Genomic DNA, 23,319 nt, shown 5'->3' with positions numbered 1-23,319 from the left:
AGGTACGGATGATCAATGAATCGAACAAAGATGACGAATGAACGAATTATGGAGTTATGCGGACCAGCGTCTGCGAAGAAGGGCCACGAAGAATACGAAGCGGGGCATGTCCTGCAGCTTACCTTCGATGCCGACCAGATGACCTATGATGCCGTTGTCTCAGGCAAAAAGAAATATCATGTGCGAATGATGCTGGACCCTTTCGGTGATCTTGAGGCGACATGCGAATGCGCAGCATTTCAGAAGTATTATTCGAACTGCCAGCATATTGCGGCGGTATTATACAACGTCATGGTTTATGAGCAGGGTGCGAGAAATGAAGAGCCAGAAAAGGAACAACATCGCAAGTCTGCAGCGTCACAGAGAATGCTCACTCAGAAGAGGGAGCATGAAGCTCAGCGTCTGTTAACGAATCAATTTCTAACCTTGTTTGATGAACAAGCATGGGAGAACCCCCACGCGAAGCCACGTGAGAACCTCCAGGTTGAATTGATCTGTCACGCGATTACGGATCCGCTAAGGCCATCGATTATTACGATCCAGATGCGGATCGGACCGAAGAAGCTGTATAACGTGCAAGACATCGGGGATTTTCTGCGGCATGTTCGCGAAGGGCAATCCATGGCATTTACGCGTCTGTTCACGTACGATCCAACACAATACGCGTTTGATGAACATTTTCAGGCTGTCCTTCAACGCTTAATGGAGATTGAACAGTATGAGCGATTATATCGAGACAGTTGGGGTATTGCACCCACGATGACATCGTATGATACGGATCGGGAGCTCATGATTCCGCCGCAGTATTGGTCGAAACTACTGCCGAGACTCGTTGAGATCGGTGCGGTCTATCAGGAAAATCACGTGATACGAGGTCAGCTCAGCGTTGCGCCGCAAGGTAATCGACTGCCGATCAGGTTTATCATTCAAGGGGCTGATCAAGGATATCGCTTAAGTGCGATTGGATTTGAACGGCTTCTGCTGCTCGATTCGTATGGGTATGCGGTCCTAGATGACGTATGGTATGCCTTAAGCGAGCGTGATGCTCGGCAGCTTGCAAGCTTACAACAAATCATGCAGAAGGAATCTTCCGTTCTCATCATGAGAGACCAGATGAGTTCTTTCATGGAGCGTGTACTGCCATTTCTGGATCATCTGGGCACGGTTCAGGTTGAGGAGGGCATGAAGGACAAGCTTCAATTCCTTCCGCTGCAAGCTAAAATTTACTTGGACCGCAGCGCAGAAGACAATCTACTCGTGCGCGCGGAATTCGTATATGGCAGCCAAATCTTCGAACAAAAGACCGGCGAACCGAAGTCTGCCTTGAATGCGGACATCCTATGCATTCGCGATTCGGACAAGGAGCGTCTCATTACGGCTTTAATCGAGAGTATCCCGGCGAAATCGTATCGGCAAGGATATCTGTTCGAACACGAGGAAGATACCTATAACTTCTTGTATCACGTACTTCCAGAGCTTGAACGGTATAGTGAAATCTATGCGACAACCGCGGTACAGGAGGTCATGTATACACCTAGTCGTTCAACGTCTGGACCGAGGACTACCGTGAGTATAAAAGGCGAAGGCTCATGGCTTGAAGTCGGTTTCCAGATGGAGGATGTAGATCGAGCGGAAATCCAGCTATTGGTGCAAGCGATTATCGAGAAGAAGAAATATTACCGTCTTCGTAAGGGGACGTTCGTGAATTTGGATCAAGAGGCATTCCATGAAGTGGGGCGGTTACTTGATCAGTTAGGGGTTACCGCAACCGAAGTTCGCGGACCCCAAATCGCGATGCCGGTCTTACGCGGGCTGCAGCTGATCGATGAAGAAGCGTATCAAGGGATTCGATTCGGGAATGAATTCCGATCGTTTTTAGATCAGTTAAGACATCCGGAGAGATTGGAATGTGAAATGCCATCCGGGCTCGCTGCGACTCTTCGCGATTATCAGCAGGTTGGATTCCACTGGATGAAGACGTTGGCAAGGTATCAATTTGGAGGCATCCTCGCGGATGATATGGGGCTTGGGAAAACGCTCCAGAGCATCACATTCATGTTATCGGAACAAGAACGGGAGGTTGCTACACGGAAACCGATATTAATTGTAGCGCCCGCATCGCTTGTCTATAACTGGGAGCGGGAATGCCACAAGTTCGCACCGAGCTTGCGCGTCTCCGTTGTTGTAGGTGAGAAGGACGAGCGAGCAGCACAGATTGGTGCGCTGCACAGTAAATTGATTGAGCATGGCGGCCGGCGCCCGGATGTACTTATTACGTCGTATCCGCTCTTGCGGCGCGATATTGATCATTACGAGCAGCATACATTCGGAGCACTCTTCCTTGATGAAGCTCAAGCGATCAAGAATCATGCGTCATTAACGTCTAAGACCGTACGTCAAGTACGAGCGCAGCAGAAATTTGCGCTCACAGGTACACCGATTGAGAATTCTCTAGAGGAGTTATGGTCGATCTTTGATGCGATTTTTCCGGAGTTATTCGGTACGAAGCAGAAGTTCCAAGAGCTTGCAACCGAGCAGGTCGCGCGGATGGTTCGTCCGTTTATCCTGCGTCGGATGAAGCGGGATGTGCTGGCCGAGTTGCCGGAGAAGATTGAGACGTTGCAGGTCACGGCGTTATCGGAAGACCAGAAGAAATTATATACCGCTTACTTGGAGAGGCTGCGTAAGCAGACGAAAGAGGACATGCAAGAGGAAGGCTTCCAGAAGAATCGGATGAAAATTTTAGCCGGCCTAACGCGACTTCGACAGCTGTGCTGCCATCCCGCGCTTTTTGTAGAAGATTATGAAGGCTCATCGAGCAAAATGGAACAGCTCTTCGATCTGATCGAGGAAGGACTCAGCAGCGGACGTCGCATGCTCATTTTCTCCCAGTTTACAGGGATGCTGGATTTGATACATGACATGCTAGGGTGCATGGGAATCTCCTGTTTCTACTTGGCAGGAGATACACCGGTGGAGGAGCGACTTACGATGTGCAATCGGTTTAATGACGGTGAACATGATATCTTCTTAATTTCGCTGAAGGCCGGGGGAACGGGACTTAATCTGACTGGCGCAGATACGGTGATATTGTATGACTTATGGTGGAATCCCGCTGTCGAGCAGCAAGCGACGGACCGTGCCCATCGAATGGGTCAGAAGAAGGTTGTGCAGGTCATCCGGCTTGTGACGCAAGGGACGGTCGAAGAGAAAATGTATGAACTGCAGCAGAAAAAGAAGGATCTCATTGATGAAGTCATTCATACTGGCGAAGGCGGAGCGTCCTCATTAACGGAAGAGGATATTCGTGAAATCTTGATGCTATAGACATGAGGATATAGGAGGCCCCTACTGATCGACGGGAGATCGGTGGGGGCTATTCATGTACCTACATATCAATCATTAAAATCCACACGATAAATAAACTCAAGCTGTTTGTTATTGAAGGAAGCAGGGAGCATCGGCATGACGATATTGCGTACGGACGTAATGAATTCGTTTTCAATTTGTGCTACGACACCCAGCATTCGGGAGATACGGGTGATTTTATTTACTCTTTTCAATCGCAATTGCTCATAACGCCGTAGGGCTCCTTCCACCGTGGCTTGGCGTCCTAATTCTTTGGCTAGAATGACAGCATCTTCAATCGCCTGACATGCGCCTTGGCCAAGATTAGGTGTCGCAGCATGTGCGGCATCACCAATGAGTGCAACTCGTCCTTTCGTGAATCGAGGCATCGGCTGCAAGTCCATGATGGGCTGGTAGGAGATTTGATCTGGATCGCTTGCCCGCAGGATGTCGAGGATGGCTGTATGATATCCCTTAAAATGATCGATTAAGCCATCTAACGACTCAATGGTTCGCTTGTTCATATGATCGTTAATACAAATGAACCAGTAAGCTCTACGATCGGATAGCGGCACAATCCCAACACGACCGGCAGGACCCCATGTCTCCGTCGCAAACGTACCATCGAACCCGTCAGGCACTCGAGGCGCTACGCCTGTCCAGCAGCTATACCCTGCAGGGCGAATCCGGGCAGTCTTGAATAGTTGTCTTCGAATGCGAGAATGGATACCATCAGCGCTGATGACAGCGTCAGCCTCAGCGACTGAACCGTCCTGAAAGCGGAGGATGGCTTTGTTCTCGTTTTGTTCTACGTCAACGCATTTCTTACCGGTAATAATCGTACTCGGATCTTCGATCTTACTTCGCAACAGCTCTAGCAGCTCGCTGCGCAAGATCGAGACATATTGTGCTTCGTTCGAATCCTGTAATGCGAATTTCGTAGCATTCAGCTTGCGGCCTCTCGCAGAGATGAACTGTATGGAAGAGAGAGACTGGCCGCGTGCGATGAAACTGCTTTTAAGCTGAAGCGTATCAAGAGCTTGGATGGCATTCGCTCCAATCCCGAGTCCTATGCCGGGGGTGACATTCGGATCTTGCGCATCATAGACAGTGACTTGTATTCCTTGTTGCTGTAGCGCTATCGCCGTGCTTAGACCTGCAATGCCGCCGCCAGCAATGATGATGGAAGGTTTCATGCTGATCGCCCACTTTCTCGTCAACGAAATGAATGACTTCGTGATTAAATGATGACTTTATGAACAATCTCTATAACTCTATCATATCATGAGCTTGCATTTCTGGGGTATTCGAAGCACAATGGAGAATATTACGATGTGGAGGTTCAGGAACAATGCTATCATCGCCTTATTCGAAATCCGCTACAAGAATGTTATTGCTCGGCTCAGGAGAGCTTGGCAAGGAAGTAATTATTGAAGCACAGCGCCTCGGTGTAGAGACGATTGCAGTTGATCGTTATGCGCATGCACCTGCCATGCATGTGGCGCATCGCAGTTATGTCGTCAATATGCTGGATGGTGAAGAAATTCGACGCATCATCGAAGCGGAGAAGCCGGATTTTATCGTTCCGGAGATCGAGGCGATCGCGACGGCTACGCTTGTAGAGCTAGAGCAAGAGGGATATCGTGTTATCCCTACAGCAAATGCAACGCGACTTACGATGGATCGGGAAGGCATTCGTCGCTTGGCGGCGGAAACCTTACAATTACCAACGGCGAAGTATGAGTTCGCTGACAGTCTAGCTGAGCTGCAAGTAGCGGTAGCGAAGATTGGCACGCCTTGTGTCATTAAACCGTTAATGAGCTCCTCGGGTAAAGGGCAGAGTGTCTGCAGAACACCGGAAGATGTGGAAGCTTGCTGGAATCTTGCTATGGAAGGCGGTCGTGCGAAGAAGACGCGTGTGATCATTGAAGAATTTATTCCTTTTGACTCGGAGATCACGTTATTGACGGTTCGTTCCGTATCGGGCACGACGTATTGCCAGCCAATCGGACATATTCAGAAGGATGGCGATTATGTTGAGTCGTGGCAGCCGCATGCGATGACACCCGAGATGATCGCTGAAGCTCAGCAGGCTGCCAAGACGATTACGGATGCGCTTGGCGGGTACGGGTTATATGGCGTTGAATTGTTCGTCACACCAAATGGCATCGTATTTAGCGAGGTCTCCCCGCGTCCGCATGATACGGGGCTTGTCACGCTTGTGACGCAAGATCTGTCTGAGTTCGCACTGCATGTCCGCGCGATTCTTGGGTTCCCGATTCCTTCCATTCGCCTTCTGACGCCAGGGGCATCGGCCACGGTCAAGGCTGATCGTGAGTCGGATGCTTTTTCATTGCATGGGGTTGAGGAGGCGTTATCAGGCGTGAACACCCAAGTTCGGCTTTTTGGCAAGCCGGAGACGAAGGTTGGTCGGCGTATGGCCGTTGCACTAAGCTCAGCCGAGGATGTTGAGACGGCAAGAGCTGAGGCGAAGGCGGCAGCAGGAAAAATCGTTGTGAAGTATGATTAATTAGCTATTTCGCGATGTGGAGCAATCTCAAGTGACAATGGACTTGAATTGCTCTTTTTCTTTTGCAAAAAGCGAATGTATGTTCTATACTGAAATACCAGACTATTCTTCGCCCGCGGAATTTGCAAAATACTGAAAGAACGATTATTTTTAAATTTAAAGGTGAATACGTTACATTTATTCGTGATCGCAGTTGAGCTAGGAGGGATAGGATGAATTCGAATCGGCTTTGGCGGTTGACGGCCATTACCGGTGTTGTATCAACATTGCTATTAATGGCTGGATTTGGTTATGGCGTAAATGATATCCTGAATCCGAAGGGCGTGACCCTGACGGATGAATCGGCTCAGAAGCCGCAAGTACCAACAACTTCAGATTTATCTCAGAAATCCACGATACAAGTCACTTCCATCGGAGATTCCTTAACGCGAGGTACGGGGGATTCAACGGGGAATGGCTATGTTCGTAATGTCATTAAGATGCTTGGAGATAAGTGGAATAAGCCTGTCAAATTACTTAATAATCTAGGAATCAACGGACTGCGTGCAGATGAACTTGTACATAAATTGCAAGAGAAAGGGTTCAAGAATGCCATCATGGAGTCGGACCTCATTTTGCTAACGATCGGTGGCAATGATCTATTTAGTAGTGCAGTCGATGGTGATTTCTCCTCGGAGTCGTTCGAACTTGACAAGATGCTCGAGAAGGTCGATGAGAGCGGGAAGGATTTAAAGTCCATTCTACTGCAGATATCAGAGCTGAATCCGAATGCCAGAATCGTCTATGTTGGATTATACAATCCATTAGCCGATATGAAAGATATGCGCCAAATTGGGAACACCGTTGTACAGCGATGGAACAATCTCGCCTATGCGACGATCAACAAACACCCGAATATGACGCTTGTTCCGACTGCGGATCTATTCCAGAGCACGCTTTCCCAGGTGATTTCGTCGGATCACTTCCATCCGAATGCGCTCGGTTATGAACAAATTGCTACACGAATCGTACAAGGCATTGCGCCGTAAGGAGGGGGAAGAGCTGTGCAAAAGGATGAGAAGACCGTCGTATTGCATGTTGATCAAGTGAAGAAGCGAATCGGGAAGAAATGGATCATTCATGGCGTTTCCTTTGATGTGCGAGCAGGGGAGATCTTCGGATTCCTTGGACCGAACGGGTCGGGGAAGACAACGACGATTCGAATGTTGGTGGATTTGATCAAGCCGACAGAAGGTCGAATAGAACTGTGCGGTTTTAATGTGAATCGTGATCCGGAGCAGGCCCTCCAATATGTTGGATGTATCGTTGAGAATCCAGAGGTCTATACCTATTTGACTGGTTGGGAGAATCTCGAGCATTTCGCGCGAATGCAGCCTGGCATTGACCAGACACGTATTCAAGAAGTCGTAGATATTGTACGTCTCGAAGGCCGAATTCACGATAAAGTGAAGACGTATTCGCTTGGGATGCGTCAGCGTCTTGGCATTGCGCAGGCATTGCTCGGCAGGCCTAAGCTCCTCATCCTGGATGAGCCAACGAATGGTCTGGATCCGAAGGGGATTAAGGAGCTTCGGGCGTTTATCCGCGAGCTGGCAGATCATGGGATGGCTGTGTTCGTCTCAAGCCATTTGCTGTCAGAAATCCAATTGATGTGTGATCGAGTTGCGATCATTAATCAAGGTCGGGTCCTCGCGGTCGGTGAGGTTGATGAACTTATCGAAGAAGGAAGCAATTATGTGGTGTGGCATCTTGAGCCAGCGCAGATGGGGCGAGACTTGCTCCAGGCGCAGCCAGGGGTCGAGCTTGTTCATGTAGCAGATATTCAGCTGGATGAAGCCATGCTCGCCGGGATGGATAACGATGTATTGGTAACCCAAATGGATGCAGACCGCATTTCCTACGTGGTGAAGGATCTCGTTGAATCGGGGGTTCTGGTCCATTCCGTACAGAAGATGAATCCAACGCTTGAACAATTATTCTTGCGAATGACGGAAGGTGAATTCATTGAATAGAATGCTGCCTCTTGTTCAGAACGAGACGATCAAGATGATAAAGAAGAAACGATTTCTGGTTATTATCCTGATTTTACTTGTGCTTATTCCGGTATTCACCTATGCTCAGATGAAAGTTGCCGAGAATAATCGGGAGAAATTTAAAGATTGGCGTCATACGCTGCAGCAGCAGATTACAGATAATCAGAATTCACTTGCCAGTGACCGTGTGCCGGAGGAATGGAAAAAATACAGACGGATCATGGTTCAGCAGTGGCAATATTATCTCGATCATGATGTGGATCCGAGCTCACCGAATGGGGTTACTTTTGTTCGTTCATTCATGGAGAATTCCTCATCTTTATTTATCCCTTTGCTGGTGATGGCTGTCGCTTCTGATCTTGTTTCCTCAGAACGAACGTCGGGTACCATTAAGATGCTGCTCACCAGACCTGTCCGCAGGTGGAGAATTTTGCTTAGTAAATTATTGACGTTGACGATCTTCGTCGGATTGATTATATTGACAACATTCGTGCTTAGTTATTTGATCTCCGGCAGCGTATTTGGATATAATGGCTGGAATCAGCCCGTATTTACAGGATTTCAGATCACCGGTGTCGAAGTGGATAGCTCAGGAGTGCATCCCGTGCCGCAATGGCTGTATCTAATCATGCAATGCGGATTGATTTGGTTCTCCAGTATGGTCGTGGCGATTTTGGCATTTATGATTTCGGTGCTTGTGCGCAGTACCGCAGCGAGCATTGTGACCATGATGGCTGCGATTATTGCGGGCAGCATTCTGACGAATATGGCTTCGTCTTGGCCGAGCGCGAAATTTTTGTTTATGGTGAACCTACAATTAACAACGTATTTGGCGGGTTCGCCGCCTCCGATTGAAGGAATGACATTGCTGTTTTCCTTGACGGTTCTTAGCTTATGGGCACTGGCAGCGCTCTTTGTGAGCTTCCGTGTCTTTACGAAACAGGATATATTGAATTAAAATGAACAATTATGACATTTAAAGGGGGAGCATGAATGGTCGAGCAGATCGATTTGTTTGGCAACGAAACAGCACAGGGCGGAAATTCCGTGTCTGGCTACGATGCTGACGACATTCAAGTGCTCGAAGGGCTGGTTGCCGTACGGAAAAGACCAGGTATGTATATCGGCAGCACCAGCACATCGGGATTACATCATTTGGTGTGGGAAATCGTCGACAACGCGGTCGACGAACACTTAGCGAAATATTGTACGAAAATTGACGTCACATTACATAAAGACAACTCGATTACCGTCTTTGATAATGGTCGTGGAATTCCAACAGGAATGCATAAGACCGGGATACCAACCCCGCAGGTCGTCTTTACGATCCTGCATGCGGGCGGTAAATTTGGTGGCTCTGGTTATAAGAAATCTGGCGGATTACACGGTGTTGGGGCCTCGGTAACGAATGCGTTATCGGAATGGCTCGAAGTCGAAATTTACCGGGAAGCGAAAATCCATCGCCAACGGTTCGAATATTGGGTCGATGCGGATGGGAAAGAACATGTCGGTGAGCCGCGAACAGGTCTTGAGGTCATTGGCAATACGAATCGTACGGGGACGAAAGTTACGTTCAAACCAGATGTACGCGTGTTTCATGGCGGAATACAGTTTAACTACGATACATTAGCCGAGCGATTGCAAGAAATTGCATTTCTCAATTCAGGTCTGAAAGTAACGATCAAGGACGAACGAAATGATAAGCAAGACGTGTTCTATTATGAGGGCGGCGCAAGTCAATTCGTTCAATACTTGAATGAAGATAAATCGGTATTGCACGATGTGATTCACTTTACGGCGGAGAAAGAAGAGATCGAGGTTGAAGTCGCGCTTCAATACAATGATGGCTACACGGAGACAATTGCTTCTTTCGTGAACTCGATCCCAACGCGCGGTGGAGGTACGCATGAGACCGGGTTTAAGACGGCCTATACGCGTGCAATGAATGAGTATGCCCGGAAGAATAACTTCCTGAAGGAAAAAGAGAAAAATCTCGACGGGAATGACCTTCGCGAAGGTATGATGGCGGTCATTAATATTAAAATGTCCGAAGTGGAATTTGTCGGTCAGACGAAAGACCAGTTAGGCAGCGTATCTGCACGTAGTGCGGTCGATGCCGTCGTGTCGGATAAAATGGCCTTATTCTTGGAGGAGAACCCTCAGGTCGCACAGACACTGATTAAGAAGGCTGTTCAAGCTTCGAAAGCTCGTGAAGCTGCACGCAAAGCGCGTGAGGATGTTCGTAATGGCAAAAAACGCAGCGAGAGCTCCAACTTGAACGGGAAGCTGACGCCTGCGCAATCCAAAGATTATTCACGAACAGAGCTCTTCATCGTCGAAGGGGACTCTGCGGGCGGTTCGGCCAAGCAGGGCCGTGACTCGAAGATCCAAGCGATTCTCCCGCTTAAAGGCAAACCGATGAATCCGGAGAAAGCGAAACTTGCAGATATTCTGAAAAATGACGAGTACCGGGCCATTATCAGCGCGATTGGCGCTGGCGTGGGACCTGAGTTCGAGAGCGAAGAGAGCAATTACTCCAAAGTCATTATTATGACGGATGCGGACACGGACGGTGCGCATATTCAGGTGTTGCTATTAACCTTCTTCTATCGCTATATGAAACCATTGATTACTTCAGGCCGCGTCTATATCGCTCAGCCGCCGCTTTACAAGATCACACGGAAATCCGGGAAGCTGGAGACCGTGCGATATGCGTGGACGGATGAGCAGCTTGCCAATTATCTGAAGGAATTCGGCAAAAATTACGAATTACAGCGGTATAAAGGACTTGGAGAGATGAATCCCGATCAGTTGTGGGAGACGACGATGAATCCTGAGTCGCGTACCCTCCTGCAAGTTCAGATCGAGGATGCTGCGAAGGCAGAACGCCGCGTATCGACACTCATGGGTGACAAGGTCGATCCACGGAAGCGTTGGATTGTTGAGAACGTTGATTTTACTGAGTTTGAAGAGTAGAAGGGGGAGAACTGATGAGTTTATCGGAACAGTTTTTACCTGCATTTTTAGAAGAAGTTGTCGGTGATCGATTCGGCCGATATTCCAAATATATTATCCAAGATCGGGCGATTCCCGATGTGCGTGATGGGCTGAAGCCTGTACAACGCCGTATTCTGTATGCGATGTATGATTCCGGCAACACGCCGGACAAGCCTTATCGCAAATCCGCGAAGACCGTCGGGGATGTCATGGGTAACTATCATCCTCACGGAGACTCTTCGATTTATGATGGTATGGTGCGTATGGCTCAGCCATGGAAAATGGCACATATGCTCGTGGATGGACATGGGAACTGGGGATCGATCGACGATGATCCACCGGCGGCTATGCGTTATACCGAAGCCAGATTATCGCCAATCGCGATTGAATTGCTTCGTGACATTGAGAAACGTACGGTTCAATTCAAGGATAATTTCGATAATACAACCAAGGAGCCTGTTGTCCTACCGGCCCGCTATCCGAATTTGCTCGTTAATGGGGTTAGCGGGATTTCGGCGGGTTTCGCAACGGAGATTCCATCCCATAACCTACGAGAAGTCATCGATGCTTGTATCGCGTTGATGGAGAAAGAAGACTTGACTGTTGAAGATCTGATGCAGATCGTAAAAGGTCCCGACTTCCCAACCGGCGGGATTATTATGGGCGAGGAAGGCATCCGTGACGCCTATCATACTGGAAAAGGCCGGATCTATATTCGCTCCAAGACTGAAATTGAAGATCTGCGTGGTGGCCGCCAACAGATCGTTATTACGGAAATTCCATATCAGGTTGTGAAGGTTCGCCTCGTCACAGCGATTGAGAACATTCGTCTCGAGAAAAAGGTTGAAGGGATTACCGAGGTTCGAGATGAAAGTGGACGTGATGGCCTTCGTATTGTGATCGAGCTGAAGAAGGATGCGGACGCGCAAGGGATTCTTGCTTATTTACTGAAGAAGACTGACTTGCAGGTTACCTACAACTTCAATATGGTTGCAATCGTGAACAAGACGCCGATGCAGCTTGGTATTCGTTCGATTCTGAGCGCATACATCGATCACCAAAAAGAAGTTGTAACGCATCGGACACAGTATGAGCTGGAGAAAGCTGAAGACCGCGCACATGTGCTCGAAGGTCTAGTGAAAGCTCTCAACATTCTGGATGAGGTCATCGCGACGATCAAAGCATCGAAGAATCGTCAAGATGCGCAGAACAACTTGGTTGCCAAGTTTGATTTCACGGAACGTCAAGCAGACGCAATCCTAACGTTGCAGCTCTATCGTCTGACGAATTTAGAGATTACTTCGCTGGAGAAAGAGCATAAAGACCTGATGAAGAAGATCGCTTATCTGCGTTCGATCTTAGACAGCAACAAGAAGCTGATCGGTGTCATCAAGAACGAATTGTTAGAAATTCGCGAGAAGTACGGCATTGACCGCCGTTCCATCATTCAGGGTGAAGTGGAAGAGATCAAGGTGAACCTCGAAGTCATGGTGACACCGGAAGATGTACTTGTCACCTTGTCGAATGAAGGGTACTTGAAGCGGACAAGCATGCTCTCCTTCACCCGTTCTGGCGGCGAGCTTGAGAGCTCAGGGGTCAAAGAAGGCGATTACGTCAAATATCTGATGGAAGTGAATACGATCGATTCGATGCTGCTGTTCACGGATAAGGGGCAATACTTCTCCTTGCCGATCCATCAGATTCCGGAGTTCAAGTGGAAGGATAACGGGACAGCCATTGTTAACGTGATTCCGATTGCCAAGGAAGATCGGATCGTGAATATGATTCCTGTGAAGAACTTCGAAGAAGCAGGGCAATCGCTTGTCTTCGTGACTAAGAAGGGACAAGTGAAGCGGACCGAGTTGAAGGAGTATATGACGAATCGTTCGAATGCGATCGCGGCGTGCAAAGTCAGCGATCATGATGAAGTGATCTCGGTCTCCTTAAGCGATGGAACGAAGGAGCTGCTGCTCGTTACGAAGGAAGGCATGAGCATTCGATTCAAGGAATCCGAAGTGAACAGCATGGGCCGTGTATCCGGCGGTGTGCGAGGCATTCAGTTGAAAGATACGGATGAGGTCGTCTCCGCGTTATGGGTCGATAGTGATGAAGGTGAAGTGATTGTTGTCTCCGATCTAGGGTATGGTAAACGTTCCTTGCTCGCGGATTATCCTGTACAGGGCCGCGGCGGTAAAGGAATTATTACGTTTGAATTCAAGGAAGGCAAGCGCGTCCGTCCGAACGGAAGCGAGATTGTACGTGCTTTCTATTGCCGAGAATCCTATGTACTCACAGTTGCAACGAGTGATCATAAACTGCATACCTTCTCAACCGAACAGCCACCGATTGATGAACGGAAGTCCGTTGGGAAATCGTTGGTGCCGCTCGAGAAGAAAGAGACCGTCGTGGACATCTGGCGCGTCTAAACGACATGACATGAAGAACCCCTAAGCGGGCATGAGCTAGAACTGAAGTTCTAACCCATGCCTCTCTTAGGGGCTTTTGACGTATTTAAAAGATAGGATTGTTCAACCGATATATTAATCAAATGGTTTGTGCGGAGGGTCTACATCTTCTTTCAGCTGCAGTGCAATGTCTAGGATGAGCCACAACGGGGCCGGTTCATCCAATCGATCTAACCACTCAGGGTCCTTAATCAGTCCAGCTTCCATGGCTTTTAAGCCGATTGTACGTTTTTTTAGGTCCATATTGAGCCCTCCTTTAACCTTGGTCCTGCTGCGCAATGGGGCTTAGCGCGAATGCAACCGTATTAGTAATGATGAATGGATATTATGGATGATGTTGCACTGTTATGCACGAAGAGGATTAGAGCGTTTATTACATCCTATGTCAAAAAGTTCAGTTATGTTCCTGTGACACCTTGTGGTATAATTTGGAGAATAAGACGAGCAAGAGCTGCCGCAGAATATGTTCTAGGGGGAGAGCTATCACATGCACACGTCGGACTTTGTAAAGCTTTGGTCTAAATTATCCAAAGACTATCAAAATCATATGGAGGATCATCTTGCGCCTACACTGACGGAATCTCAACTTGAAGTGTTGGAAGTCGTTGCGCAGCATGAGCAGATGAAACCATCCGATCTATTGCCTTACTTAGAAACCACACCAGCTGCGATTACGACTTTGCTCGATCGAATGGAGAAGAATGAGCTTATTGCGCGCGTACGGGATTCGAATGACCGTCGTATCGTCTGGATTCAGATAACAGATCGCGGCTTGAACGAGAAGAGCCGAGGCTCGCATATTCGCAACGAATACATCAGTAACGTCTTGAATCGGATCTCGGCTCATAATCAGCAATTATTTATATACTTATTAGGCAAAATATCGAACAACGCTTAAGGCGCTGCTTGGACGAGTACGGGTACTGCAAGAGAATGAAGGTGATGATCTAATTCCTTTTGTTTCTTTTTCAGTGACTGATACGTTGAAGCGGATAATTGTAAGCGATGTTCTTGAATTGTTTTCTCGACCGGCAGAATGACGTACTTACGTGCGTTTCCTTTGCCGGTTTTTTGTGTCCAGGTTAGCTGTGTATCCACTTGTCGGATGTCGATTTTACCACTAGGGAAGGTCTTCTGAATGTCGGCATGGAAGATGACGCCGTAGTCTGTATATTCATCCTTCATATTCGAGATGAAGTTGCCCATCGAGTAGATGATATATCCTTTGCGAAGAGACCCATCTGATTCCTTAACATTAACTTGCTCAAGGGGCTGAATAACATGTGGATGCGAACCCAGAATGATATCAGCACCAGCTTGGATCAGTGATCTAGCGAGCTCCTGCTGCGTACTGTTCGGCTCCCGTTGGTATTCAATCCCGAAATGAAGCGCGATGACGACGACATCGGCACCAGCCTCCCGCAAGGCTCGAATATCTTCCTTGATGCGAAGCGGGCTGAGATGGGCTACGAGATAAGGTTTATCTTTCGGCAGCGTAATGCCATTCGTCCCGTACGTGTAAGCCAGAATACCCATCTTGATATCATTTTTTGTCATGATGGTTAATTGCTTGGATTCTTCTTCGGAGGCTGCTGTCCCTTTTGTGACGAATCCTTGTTCTTTCAACCGTTTTAAGGTACGGATAATGCCTATTTCCTTTCGGTCCATCGCGTGATTATTAGCCGTTGTGACAATGTTAAATCCAGCATATTTGAGCGCGGATGCAAGCTCTGGCGGTGCATTGAACATCGGGAAGCCCGAGTAGCGTAAATCCGCACCGGCAATGGGCGTCTCTAGATTGGCCCAGACGAAATCGCCTTGCTCCAGAATCGGTTTCACTTGCGTGAAATAAGGGTTGAAATTGTATTTTCCCGTCGCCTTGTCATAATACGCTGGCATTTGTGGCATATGCATCATGACATCGCCGACGGCGACTAGCTTGGCTTCCTTCGTGTAGGAGGCTATAGTCTGCTCCTCGGTCTGTACATCGGTGTCTTCTGAGCTCTCCGTCTTTTCTGTTGTCGGTGCCGGAGGCACAGGAAGAGCATCTACCTGGCGGGATGCATCCGGTTTAGGCTGAACCTCTTGCGATGGCACTTGGCAGCTCACGAGCAGCAATATCACTGCGATCAAGACGAAAAAAAGCGCAAGTCTGGACCTGCGCTTATCATGGTTGTTCAAATTAGACATGCAACTCACTCCATTGATTCCATGGGAACACGTCTGGAGGCGAGGAATGAAATAGCAATGGTTCTTTGGTAACCGGATGTGGGAATCCAAGTTCATAAGACCATAATGCAATTTGTTGCCCCGGCTTATTGAGGTGTGCCCCGTATTTTTGATCGCCAACTAATGGGCAACCGATGGTACTCATTTGAACACGAATTTGGTGCGGGCGACCTGTATGAAGTAGGATTCGTACAAGGCTCATTTGGTCCTTCGTACGGAGAACTTCATATTCAAGAATCGCTTCCTTGGCATCTCGTGTCCCCTTAGAAACGACGGATACGGTATTGGTTCTTACATCTTTCAATAGATGATGAACCAGCTTACCGCTCCGCGCAGGAGGAGCATGATGGACGACCGCGAGGTACTGCTTGTGCAGCGAACGATTGCGCACGTTCTCGGATAATCGAGACGCTGCCTTCGAGGTCTTCGCGAAGACCATGGCACCGCCGACAGGACGGTCCAAGCGATGAACGAGCCCGAGATATACATTCCCAGGCTTGTTGTATCGTACTTTGATATCTTCTTTGAGTAGGGTAAGCAGGTCAGGATCACCCGTCGCATCTTCTTGTGAAGGAACATTGACCGGTTTCTCCACGACGAGCAAATGATTGTCTTCAAATAATATATGCACCGGCTTCAAAATTAAGCCTCCCAACGACCTAAAATACCACAAGGCAAAGTGAGTCCAGAACGGGAAATCGGAATGCCAATCTCACCGGATGTAATCGTTCCGCCATAACGAGATTTCATCGTCATGCTAAGCAAATTATGCAGCACAGTTGGAGATAAACCTGTCGTATAAGAGTTCACGAGGACGAATAGTGGATTGTCCGACATGATTCGTGTACAGGATTGAAGGAATGGATAGAGATTGTTCTCGAGCTTCCACATTTCTCCGTTAGGTCCGCGTCCATAAGATGGAGGGTCCATAATAATTGCATCATATTTATTGCCGCGGCGCTCTTCGCGCTGCACGAATTTGAAGACATCATCCGTAATGAAACGGACAGGACGTTCACCGAGTCCAGAGAGCTGTATGTTTTCTTTGGCCCATTGCACCATGCCTTTGGCTGCATCGACGTGACATACTTCAGCACCTGCCGATGCACATGCAACGGTCGCGCCGCCTGTGTAGGCGAATAGATTCAAGACTTTGATCGGACGTCCAGCATTTTTGATTTTATCCATCATCCAGCTCCAGTTCACCGCTTGCTCTGGGAACAGGCCAGTGTGCTTGAAGCTCGTTGGTTTGATATGAAAGGCAAGATCGCCGTAACGAACGGTCCAGCGTTCAGGAATTTGCTTCTTCCAGTCCCACTGACCGCCGCCTGACGAACTGCGGTGATAGTGGCCATGGACTTGACGCCATTCATTCGTCTCTTGTTCTAGAGGCCAAATGATCTGTGGATCTGGACGGCGCAGGATAATATCTCCCCAACGTTCCAGCTTCTCACCGCCGCCCGTATCGATTAGTTCATAATCTTGCCATTGATTTGCTAAATACATGTTATTGCCCCATCCTTCAGTTAAAATAGTCTTTGTTGTCCTTACTTATGATATTTCGCTATTGAACTTGTAGCCTACACCGCGAACGGTGATGACATACGTTGGGTTGGCTGGATCAGGTTCAATTTTCTTGCGCAAATTGCTGATATGTACCATGAGTGTTCGTGTATCTCCAAAACTCTCCGAGCCCCAAATATGTTGAAAGAGATGATCGATTTTGACGACGGTGTTCGGTGTCTGAGCCAAATAGACCAATAAATCGAATTCTTTCGTTGAGAGCGACACCGCCCGTCCTTCCTGTCGGACGGATCGACTGGCAAGATCAATCTCCAGCTGAGGAAAGGATAGTATCTGCTGCGGCTGGCGTTCACGGTTAATATAAGGGAAGCGATTGCGTCTTAACTGTGCCTTAACCCTGGCAACGAGCTGGCTTGGGCTAAAAGGCTTCGTAATATAGTCATCGCCACCAACGGTTAGACCGTGAATAATATCTTGATCTTCGCTCTTACAACTCAGAAAGATGATCGGTACCATGGACTGTTCTCGAATTTCTTTACAAATTTCGATGCCGTCCTTATCTTTCAGGAGAATATCCAATATAATTAAATCCAGCTCGGATGTATTCACGATATTGAGGGCTTCATCACTGCGATGCGCTACATAAACCTGATATCCTTCTCTTCGTAAATATAAAGAGATGAGTTCTGTTATTTCGACTTCGTCATCGACGATAAGAATGTTCATGGGACCCAATCACTACACCTCCGCTAGAACATTATAGCGAATTGTGCGATGGGAAGGCAATGCAAACGTCAAAATTTAAATAAATTGTGGAAATTTAGGGTTATTTTAATACATTCTATGGAATGCAGGAGGGGAAACCGCATTGATCAGACGTTACATAGGACTTATTGCCATACTCCTGGTTATTTTTCTCATGGGCTTAACCAGCTGCAGTGCGAAGCCGACAACACCATTCCCAGTGGCTGAAGCGGGGATACTGGATCTACGGGGCTGGGACTTCGACCAACAGGGCACAGTCATGATGAAAGGGGAATGGGAATTCGTATGGCATCAGCTGATGGAACCGGGGGACTTCAAGGATGAGACGCAGCAGGATTTCATCCAGGTGCCAGGTTCTTGGAAGTTTAAGGGGAAAGATGTATCACCGCAAGGCTATGCGACATATCGGTTGAAAATTTTGCATCATCCGATGGATCAGACGCTTGCAATTCGGATTCCGAATATTTTGACATCGTATCGGATGTGGTTGAACGGGAAGGAGGTTGCTTCTGTTGGCACCGTAGGGACATCCATAGCAGAAGCCATCCCGGAGCAAATGCCGAAGGTCGTATTTATGTTTGGTGATCGCGATCTAGATGAGCTCGTGATTCAAGTTTCGAACTTTCATCACCGCCGTGGCGGGATCTGGAAGGAATTTGAATATGGGGTCAGCGAACAAGTCGTACATCATCAATACATCGTCACGTCGCGTGACATGCTCATTTTAGGCATTATTCTTATGATGGGCGTATACCATTTCTGGTTGTACTTTTTACGTCGTCAAGAACGAGCGGCTCTCTACTTTGGACTCGTCTGTGTCTTCATTGGCGTTCGGATGTTTACTGGAGAGTGTTTCCTCGTACAATGGTTCCCTTGGATACCGTGGGAAGCGTCCCTTCAATTGGAATATATCTGTCTTGCGATAGCTCCCGTATGCGGGATGTATTATGTTAGCAGCATGTTCCCACGCGAAGCCTATCCTCGCATAAATAGAGTATTACTCGTGGTCGCTGGCGTATTAACATTGTTCGTGCTGTTGACGAAACCGATTGTATTCTCGAAATATATAGTCGTCTTCCAAGCTTGCCTGGGATTCATCGCCGTCGTAGCGGTGATCATCATGATTCGTGCGGTCCGGCACCGTCGCCCTAATGCCGTGCTAGCGCTTGGCGGCGTGGTGATTTTTGCGGCTTCGACCATTAATGATGTGTTCTATTACAATGAAATTTGGTACACCGGCGATATTACACATTACGGGCTGCTCTTATTCGTGATCATGCAGAGTATGATTGTCTCGAAACGCGTATCGCAGATGATGGACGAGTTAGAAAATGTGACGAGCGAACTACGAGAATTGAATAATAATCTAGAGACGCGGATTGAGGGTCGAACCGTGGAATTACTGCAGATGAATGCGAGTCTAGAACAGTCAAATTTGGAGTTAGAACGGATGGAGGATGCCCGGCGGAGATTGCTTACGAATATATCCCATGACCTGCGTACGCCGATGACACTGATCCAAGGGTACCTTGAAGCACTGCATGACGATATCATTGTAGATCCTGAAGAGCGGAAGAAATATATGCAGCTGATGCTGCGCAAAATGACGGGACTAAATCATCTCATCTCTGATGTGTTCGAATTATCCAAGCTAGAATCTGGGCAAGTTCCGATTCATATCAAAGAAATGTCCGCGTTAGAATTCATGGATCAGGTGGAACAAACCTATGCATTTGAGGTTGAGAACCGGGGATTGCATTTCTATAGTGAGAGGCAGTTCGAGCATGTTGAGCGGATTCGCGGTTTATCAATTCAGGTGGATCTGGAGCGAATGTTCCAGGTATTTAACAACTTAGTGTATAATGCTGTGAAATTTACACCGATCGGTGGCGAGATTCGCATGCATTTCAGTTATCTCGAAGAAGAGCAGAAGTTCTGTATACAATGTATGGATACCGGGATCGGTGTGTCGAAGGAAGATACGGTCAAAATTTTCGAACGATTCTATAAGAATGATTATTCTCGTAATTCGAGAGGCGGGGGAAGCGGGATTGGATTATCTATTGCCAAAGAAATCATAGAGTCCCATCATGGTGCAATTTGGGTGCAGAGTGAACTGGGACAAGGTTGTCATTTCTACATTACATTGCCAGCAACGATGCGTAGGCGAATTACATGACGTTGTTATTCTTCTTCAGGACATCCATCAAGAGATTAATGGTGTTCTTGCGTTTCACATGATCCATCGTATCTAGCATACGAATCATCTCATGTGTATCTTTGGAAGCTGGGGCCGGGGTGAAGGTATCTCCACCGACGATATAATCAAGGGACACCTCGTAGAAAGTTGATAGTTTGATAAGCGTCTCATAGACAGGTTGGCGATTGTTAATCTCATAGTGGCTGTAGGCAGAGCGAGTGATTCCGATGGTGCGTGCGACTTCTTCTTGCGAAATTTTCCGTTGCAATCGTAGTTGTTTGAGACGTTCACCCATTGTCATGATTGGCATACTCCTTCATCGTTAATAACGAAAACCTACTAATAGTAATTTATGATACAATTTGTATCGTGTCAAGGGTAAATTCATATAAAATTCAAAATATTCTAGTATAAGTTACGTTTTGTATCGAGATAAAAAGAGAGCTCAGAATGAGCTCTCTTTTTTCATGTGCGCTTATAACTTTTTACCTAGTACATGGGAGAGTGGAATAAATCCAATATCCCGGCTGTCTTTACTATGATTGCGATTATCACCCATCACAAAGACGTGGTCTTTAGGCACAATGAAGGTTTGTTCAGGCATATCCAGCATCGTCTCTTTAATGTATGGTTCGGTTAGAAGCTGGCCATTGCGATACACATGTTGGTCCCGAATATCAATCGTATCGCCAGGCTTGCCGATCACACGTTTGATGAAGAATATCTCTTGTTCGCCGTTCTGGGTGAGGAAATTAAAGAAGGGATTGTCCAGAAACTCGTCAGCGAACGAACGATTGCGCTCGACCCGGCTATCGATAACAACGATATCTCCATAATCCGGGGTCATCGAGAAGGTATGTGTCCATTTGAGAATAAATAATCGTTCTGTGTCGTGCAGGGTCGGCTCCATGGAATGTCCGCTCACTTTGGTCGGTTGAATGATATAGGTGCAAATAAATAAGGCAAGGATGAAGGACACCGCGATTGAGAATACCCATCGCATGGCCTCACGAAAGATACGCATTTGTAGTTGTACTCCTCTCTGCAACGATCATAATTCATTATACGTTCAGGAATCCCAATAAGTTGCGAAGTTCCAAATGAGAATTGGGTATTGAAATCAGGATGCGTTGAGGTTATAATCCTAATGAAAATGATAATCATTATCAATTATATATAAAGAGGAGTTTGGATCGATGAAGAATGTGTTGATGGTATTTGCGAGTATGACGGGCAATACAGAAGAAATGGCGGATGCCGTAAAAGAGGGATTAGAGTTCGGAAAGGCCAACATTACGATCAAAGAAGTATTCGACGCAAGTGCATCCGATCTGGAGTCATATGACGGTATTGTGCTCGGTGCATATACATGGGGTGATGGAGAACTGCCGGATGAGTTTCTGGATTTCTACGAAGAGATGGATGAAGTTGATCTCAGCGGCAAAAAAGCGGTTGTATTCGGTTCCGCAGATTCGAGTTATCCGCAATTCGGCGCAGCAGTCGATATTTTGATCGCGAAGCTGCAGGAACGCGGCTGTACGGTCGTAGCTGAGGGGTTAAAAGTAGAATTCAGTCCTTCAGCAGAAGAAAAAGAGCAATGCAGGGAGCTTGGTCGACGATTGCTCGGCTTGGATTAAGAAAGGAAAATGATGATGCATAATCACGATTGGAAGGTTGGTGCCGTATACGATACGGTCATTCATGAACAAGATGTGGCGTTGTATCTGCGCTGTCCGTGCTGCTATGAGCGAAAATTGAAGGAGCAGCCTAAGCCGCATCTCCGGTGGGAAGAGCATGTAGAGAAGAGCATTCAAGACGTGCTGCTTGATTTTTATGCGTTGCTGCCAGAGCAGCGGACAGAGAAGATGATCGCACAAATCATTGAAAGACGGTGGACGAGGAAAATCCTTGCGTTCGAATCGGAAGACCAGCATCATTACGTGAAATCCTACATTACAATGCATCTCAAAATGCTGCTTACAGATCTTCGATTATGCGAGAATCCGATGTACCTACTGACGGAAATGACGACGATGATTGAAGAACTCGGGGCCCATCTCACCATGATGTTTCAGGTGATTGAATGGAGAGGCACCGCGAATGAATCCTCTTACATCGTTCGAAAGTTATTCATCCATGACGAACCGCAGCTAATCAAATCGTACTTACATATCTGTCTCTTGTTCACCACGCGTATGTTCGGCATAATGCCGGAACGGATGGAGGTCATAACACTATTAACAGGTAAATCGTATATCATTACACCAGAACCTTTAGATATTGAGCGTTCCCTCGATTATGTTCGTGTCGTGAGTCGTCTGATGCAGGAGTGCGTGAGCAACCATCATCATTCGTTGTCCCTACGCCACTGAGTGTCATTGTTAGATTTACGCTTCTGACCGAGCAACACATAGATCACGAAGAAGATAAATAAAGCGACGATTTCTTCTGCCAATAGATAATAAGGATAGGGTCCGAGGAAATCAAGTATGGATGGAGTAGTGGGTTTATAGGCTAAGAACATATAGTTCGCATCCAGGAGCCAGTTCGCCGTACCGACGAGGATTGCGAGAACATTCAAGAAGATCATCGTAATCCCAATCGAACGGAGACGAGGCCGATAATTCTCGCCCCAGGTCATATATAATGAAGCAAGGACAATGGCTAGATGGCAGACAAAGAAGTGAAAATAAATGAAATCCGGGTAGGGTTCCAGTAAATTGGGTGTAAGGATGGCTTGCATCGCTCCGCCAATCCCTGCGAAGACCATGATCTGATAGAGAAAATAACTCCGTGTTATGAGCATGATGCAGGAAAGGTACAGCGTGATGCTGCACAATTCAAGCGGGAGATGAACTCTCGGATCCCAAGTCGCTTGGATGGTGTAAATGCCATACAAGATAAGCTGTGGGATGATCATTGCGCTGATCAATACCCAACGTATTCGAAGGCGGATAGACGGACTCTTCTGAATGACGTGCCTCGTGAGCCATAGGATGATCGTCAGCGCCAACAAGATTAGAATCCAGATCAGATGAGACGGATGATACATTTGAAAGCGAGGTTGGGCTTGAACCGAGAGGGAGATCATCGAAATCCATGTCATAAATCGTGCACCCCTTATCATAATTTCGTTCGATGCTGTATAGCTATTGTAGGTGTTCCGCTGGGGTGCTCATAGTCCTAACTTTGCATAGTACCGCATCACCATAGGTGTTATTGCAACTG

General features: G+C 47.4%; 20 protein-coding genes. 11 read left to right on the top strand and 9 right to left on the bottom strand.

Annotation, left to right across the window (positions count from 1 at the left end; all coding sequences use genetic code 11):
* Positions 1-15: 15 nt before the first annotated feature.
* Entirely contained in the window at positions 16-3,327 is a 3,312-nt protein-coding gene (locus tag GCU39_RS12800; protein ID WP_152393870.1) for a DEAD/DEAH box helicase, read from the top strand.
* Between the two features lie 68 nt (positions 3,328-3,395).
* Here the strand turns inward: GCU39_RS12800 and GCU39_RS12795 are convergent, their stop codons facing one another.
* Positions 3,396-4,544 (bottom strand): FAD-dependent oxidoreductase, encoded by a 1,149-nt coding sequence (locus tag GCU39_RS12795; RefSeq protein ID WP_152393869.1) that lies wholly within the window; start codon positions 4,542-4,544, stop codon positions 3,396-3,398.
* A gap of 155 nt (positions 4,545-4,699) precedes the next feature.
* On the opposite strand from GCU39_RS12795, the gene purT reads away from it, so the two are divergent.
* The 6 genes from purT to gyrA all read left to right on the top strand — a co-directional run bounded on the left by purT (position 4,700) and on the right by gyrA (position 13,334).
* The gene (purT, locus tag GCU39_RS12790) at positions 4,700-5,878 is read left to right on the top strand and encodes a formate-dependent phosphoribosylglycinamide formyltransferase (protein WP_152393868.1); all 1,179 of its coding nucleotides are present in this window, start codon (positions 4,700-4,702) and stop codon (positions 5,876-5,878) included.
* Positions 5,879-6,090: 212 nt separating this feature from the next.
* Positions 6,091-6,906, top strand: a complete 816-nt coding sequence (locus GCU39_RS12785; RefSeq protein ID WP_152393867.1) for a GDSL-type esterase/lipase family protein — start codon at positions 6,091-6,093, stop codon at positions 6,904-6,906.
* 15 nt (positions 6,907-6,921) lie between these two features.
* Complete coding sequence (locus GCU39_RS12780; RefSeq protein ID WP_152393866.1) at positions 6,922-7,890, top strand: ABC transporter ATP-binding protein; 969 nt, start codon at positions 6,922-6,924, stop codon at positions 7,888-7,890.
* Positions 7,883-8,869 (top strand): ABC transporter permease, encoded by a 987-nt coding sequence (locus GCU39_RS12775; protein WP_152393865.1) that lies wholly within the window; start codon positions 7,883-7,885, stop codon positions 8,867-8,869. Before GCU39_RS12780 ends, GCU39_RS12775 begins: the two co-directional genes overlap by 8 nt.
* Before the next feature lie 35 nt (positions 8,870-8,904).
* The gene (gene parE, locus GCU39_RS12770; RefSeq protein ID WP_152393864.1) at positions 8,905-10,887 is read left to right on the top strand and encodes a DNA topoisomerase IV subunit B; all 1,983 of its coding nucleotides are present in this window, start codon (positions 8,905-8,907) and stop codon (positions 10,885-10,887) included.
* A 14-nt stretch (positions 10,888-10,901) separates the two neighbouring features.
* Positions 10,902-13,334, top strand: coding sequence for a DNA gyrase subunit A (gene gyrA / locus GCU39_RS12765; protein WP_152393863.1), 2,433 nt, complete (start codon positions 10,902-10,904; stop codon positions 13,332-13,334).
* A gap of 114 nt (positions 13,335-13,448) precedes the next feature.
* Here gyrA and GCU39_RS31500 read toward each other — a convergent pair whose 3' ends face one another.
* Complete coding sequence (locus GCU39_RS31500; RefSeq protein WP_193726908.1) at positions 13,449-13,616, bottom strand: hypothetical protein; 168 nt, start codon at positions 13,614-13,616, stop codon at positions 13,449-13,451.
* A gap of 244 nt (positions 13,617-13,860) precedes the next feature.
* Between GCU39_RS31500 and GCU39_RS12760 the strand changes: the two genes are divergently transcribed.
* Positions 13,861-14,271, top strand: coding sequence for a MarR family winged helix-turn-helix transcriptional regulator (locus tag GCU39_RS12760; protein WP_152393862.1), 411 nt, complete (start codon positions 13,861-13,863; stop codon positions 14,269-14,271).
* On the opposite strand, the gene GCU39_RS12755 is transcribed toward GCU39_RS12760, so the two are convergent.
* Genes GCU39_RS12755 through GCU39_RS12740 form a run of 4 tightly spaced genes read right to left on the bottom strand, consistent with a single transcriptional unit; the run spans position 14,268 to position 17,861 of the window.
* Positions 14,268-15,563: a CapA family protein gene (locus GCU39_RS12755; protein ID WP_152393861.1), complete on the bottom strand. Its 1,296-nt coding sequence runs from the start codon at positions 15,561-15,563 to the stop codon at positions 14,268-14,270. The two genes, GCU39_RS12760 and GCU39_RS12755, sit on opposite strands and share 4 nt — an antisense overlap.
* The gene (locus GCU39_RS12750; RefSeq protein WP_152393860.1) at positions 15,556-16,242 is read right to left on the bottom strand and encodes an RluA family pseudouridine synthase; all 687 of its coding nucleotides are present in this window, start codon (positions 16,240-16,242) and stop codon (positions 15,556-15,558) included. Before GCU39_RS12750 ends, GCU39_RS12755 begins: the two co-directional genes overlap by 8 nt.
* Before the next feature lie 2 nt (positions 16,243-16,244).
* Positions 16,245-17,108 carry a class I SAM-dependent methyltransferase gene (locus tag GCU39_RS12745; RefSeq protein WP_152393859.1) on the bottom strand — a complete coding sequence of 288 codons (864 nt, stop codon included), beginning with the start codon at positions 17,106-17,108 and terminating at the stop codon, positions 16,245-16,247.
* Between the two features lie 45 nt (positions 17,109-17,153).
* Positions 17,154-17,861, bottom strand: a complete 708-nt coding sequence (locus GCU39_RS12740; protein WP_407671672.1) for a response regulator — start codon at positions 17,859-17,861, stop codon at positions 17,154-17,156.
* 133 nt (positions 17,862-17,994) lie between these two features.
* On the opposite strand from GCU39_RS12740, the gene GCU39_RS12735 reads away from it, so the two are divergent.
* Positions 17,995-20,070, top strand: coding sequence for a sensor histidine kinase (locus tag GCU39_RS12735; protein WP_152393858.1), 2,076 nt, complete (start codon positions 17,995-17,997; stop codon positions 20,068-20,070).
* On the opposite strand, the gene GCU39_RS12730 is transcribed toward GCU39_RS12735, so the two are convergent.
* Positions 20,063-20,392, bottom strand: coding sequence for a helix-turn-helix domain-containing protein (locus tag GCU39_RS12730; RefSeq protein ID WP_152393857.1), 330 nt, complete (start codon positions 20,390-20,392; stop codon positions 20,063-20,065). The genes GCU39_RS12735 and GCU39_RS12730 overlap by 8 nt on opposite strands.
* Before the next feature lie 174 nt (positions 20,393-20,566).
* Positions 20,567-21,115, bottom strand: coding sequence for a signal peptidase I (gene lepB, locus GCU39_RS12725; protein ID WP_152393856.1), 549 nt, complete (start codon positions 21,113-21,115; stop codon positions 20,567-20,569).
* Between the two features lie 172 nt (positions 21,116-21,287).
* Between lepB and GCU39_RS12720 the strand changes: the two genes are divergently transcribed.
* Together GCU39_RS12720 and GCU39_RS12715 are read left to right on the top strand one after the other, a co-directional pair.
* Complete coding sequence (locus GCU39_RS12720) at positions 21,288-21,728, top strand: flavodoxin (protein WP_152393855.1); 441 nt, start codon at positions 21,288-21,290, stop codon at positions 21,726-21,728.
* Positions 21,729-21,737: 9 nt separating this feature from the next.
* The gene (locus GCU39_RS12715; protein ID WP_152393854.1) at positions 21,738-22,463 is read left to right on the top strand and encodes a hypothetical protein; all 726 of its coding nucleotides are present in this window, start codon (positions 21,738-21,740) and stop codon (positions 22,461-22,463) included.
* Here GCU39_RS12715 and GCU39_RS12710 read toward each other — a convergent pair.
* On the bottom strand, positions 22,439-23,197 hold the full coding sequence (locus tag GCU39_RS12710; protein WP_152393853.1) for a YwaF family protein: 759 nt from the start codon (positions 23,195-23,197) through the stop codon (positions 22,439-22,441). The genes GCU39_RS12715 and GCU39_RS12710 overlap by 25 nt on opposite strands.
* Between the last annotated feature and the right edge of the window lie 122 nt (positions 23,198-23,319).

This window comes from Paenibacillus guangzhouensis (assembly GCF_009363075.1).
GTDB lineage: Bacteria > Bacillota > Bacilli > Paenibacillales > Paenibacillaceae > Paenibacillus_K > Paenibacillus_K guangzhouensis.
Note: the sequence above shows the minus strand (reverse complement) of the source record. Positions and strands in the feature narration are given on the sequence as shown.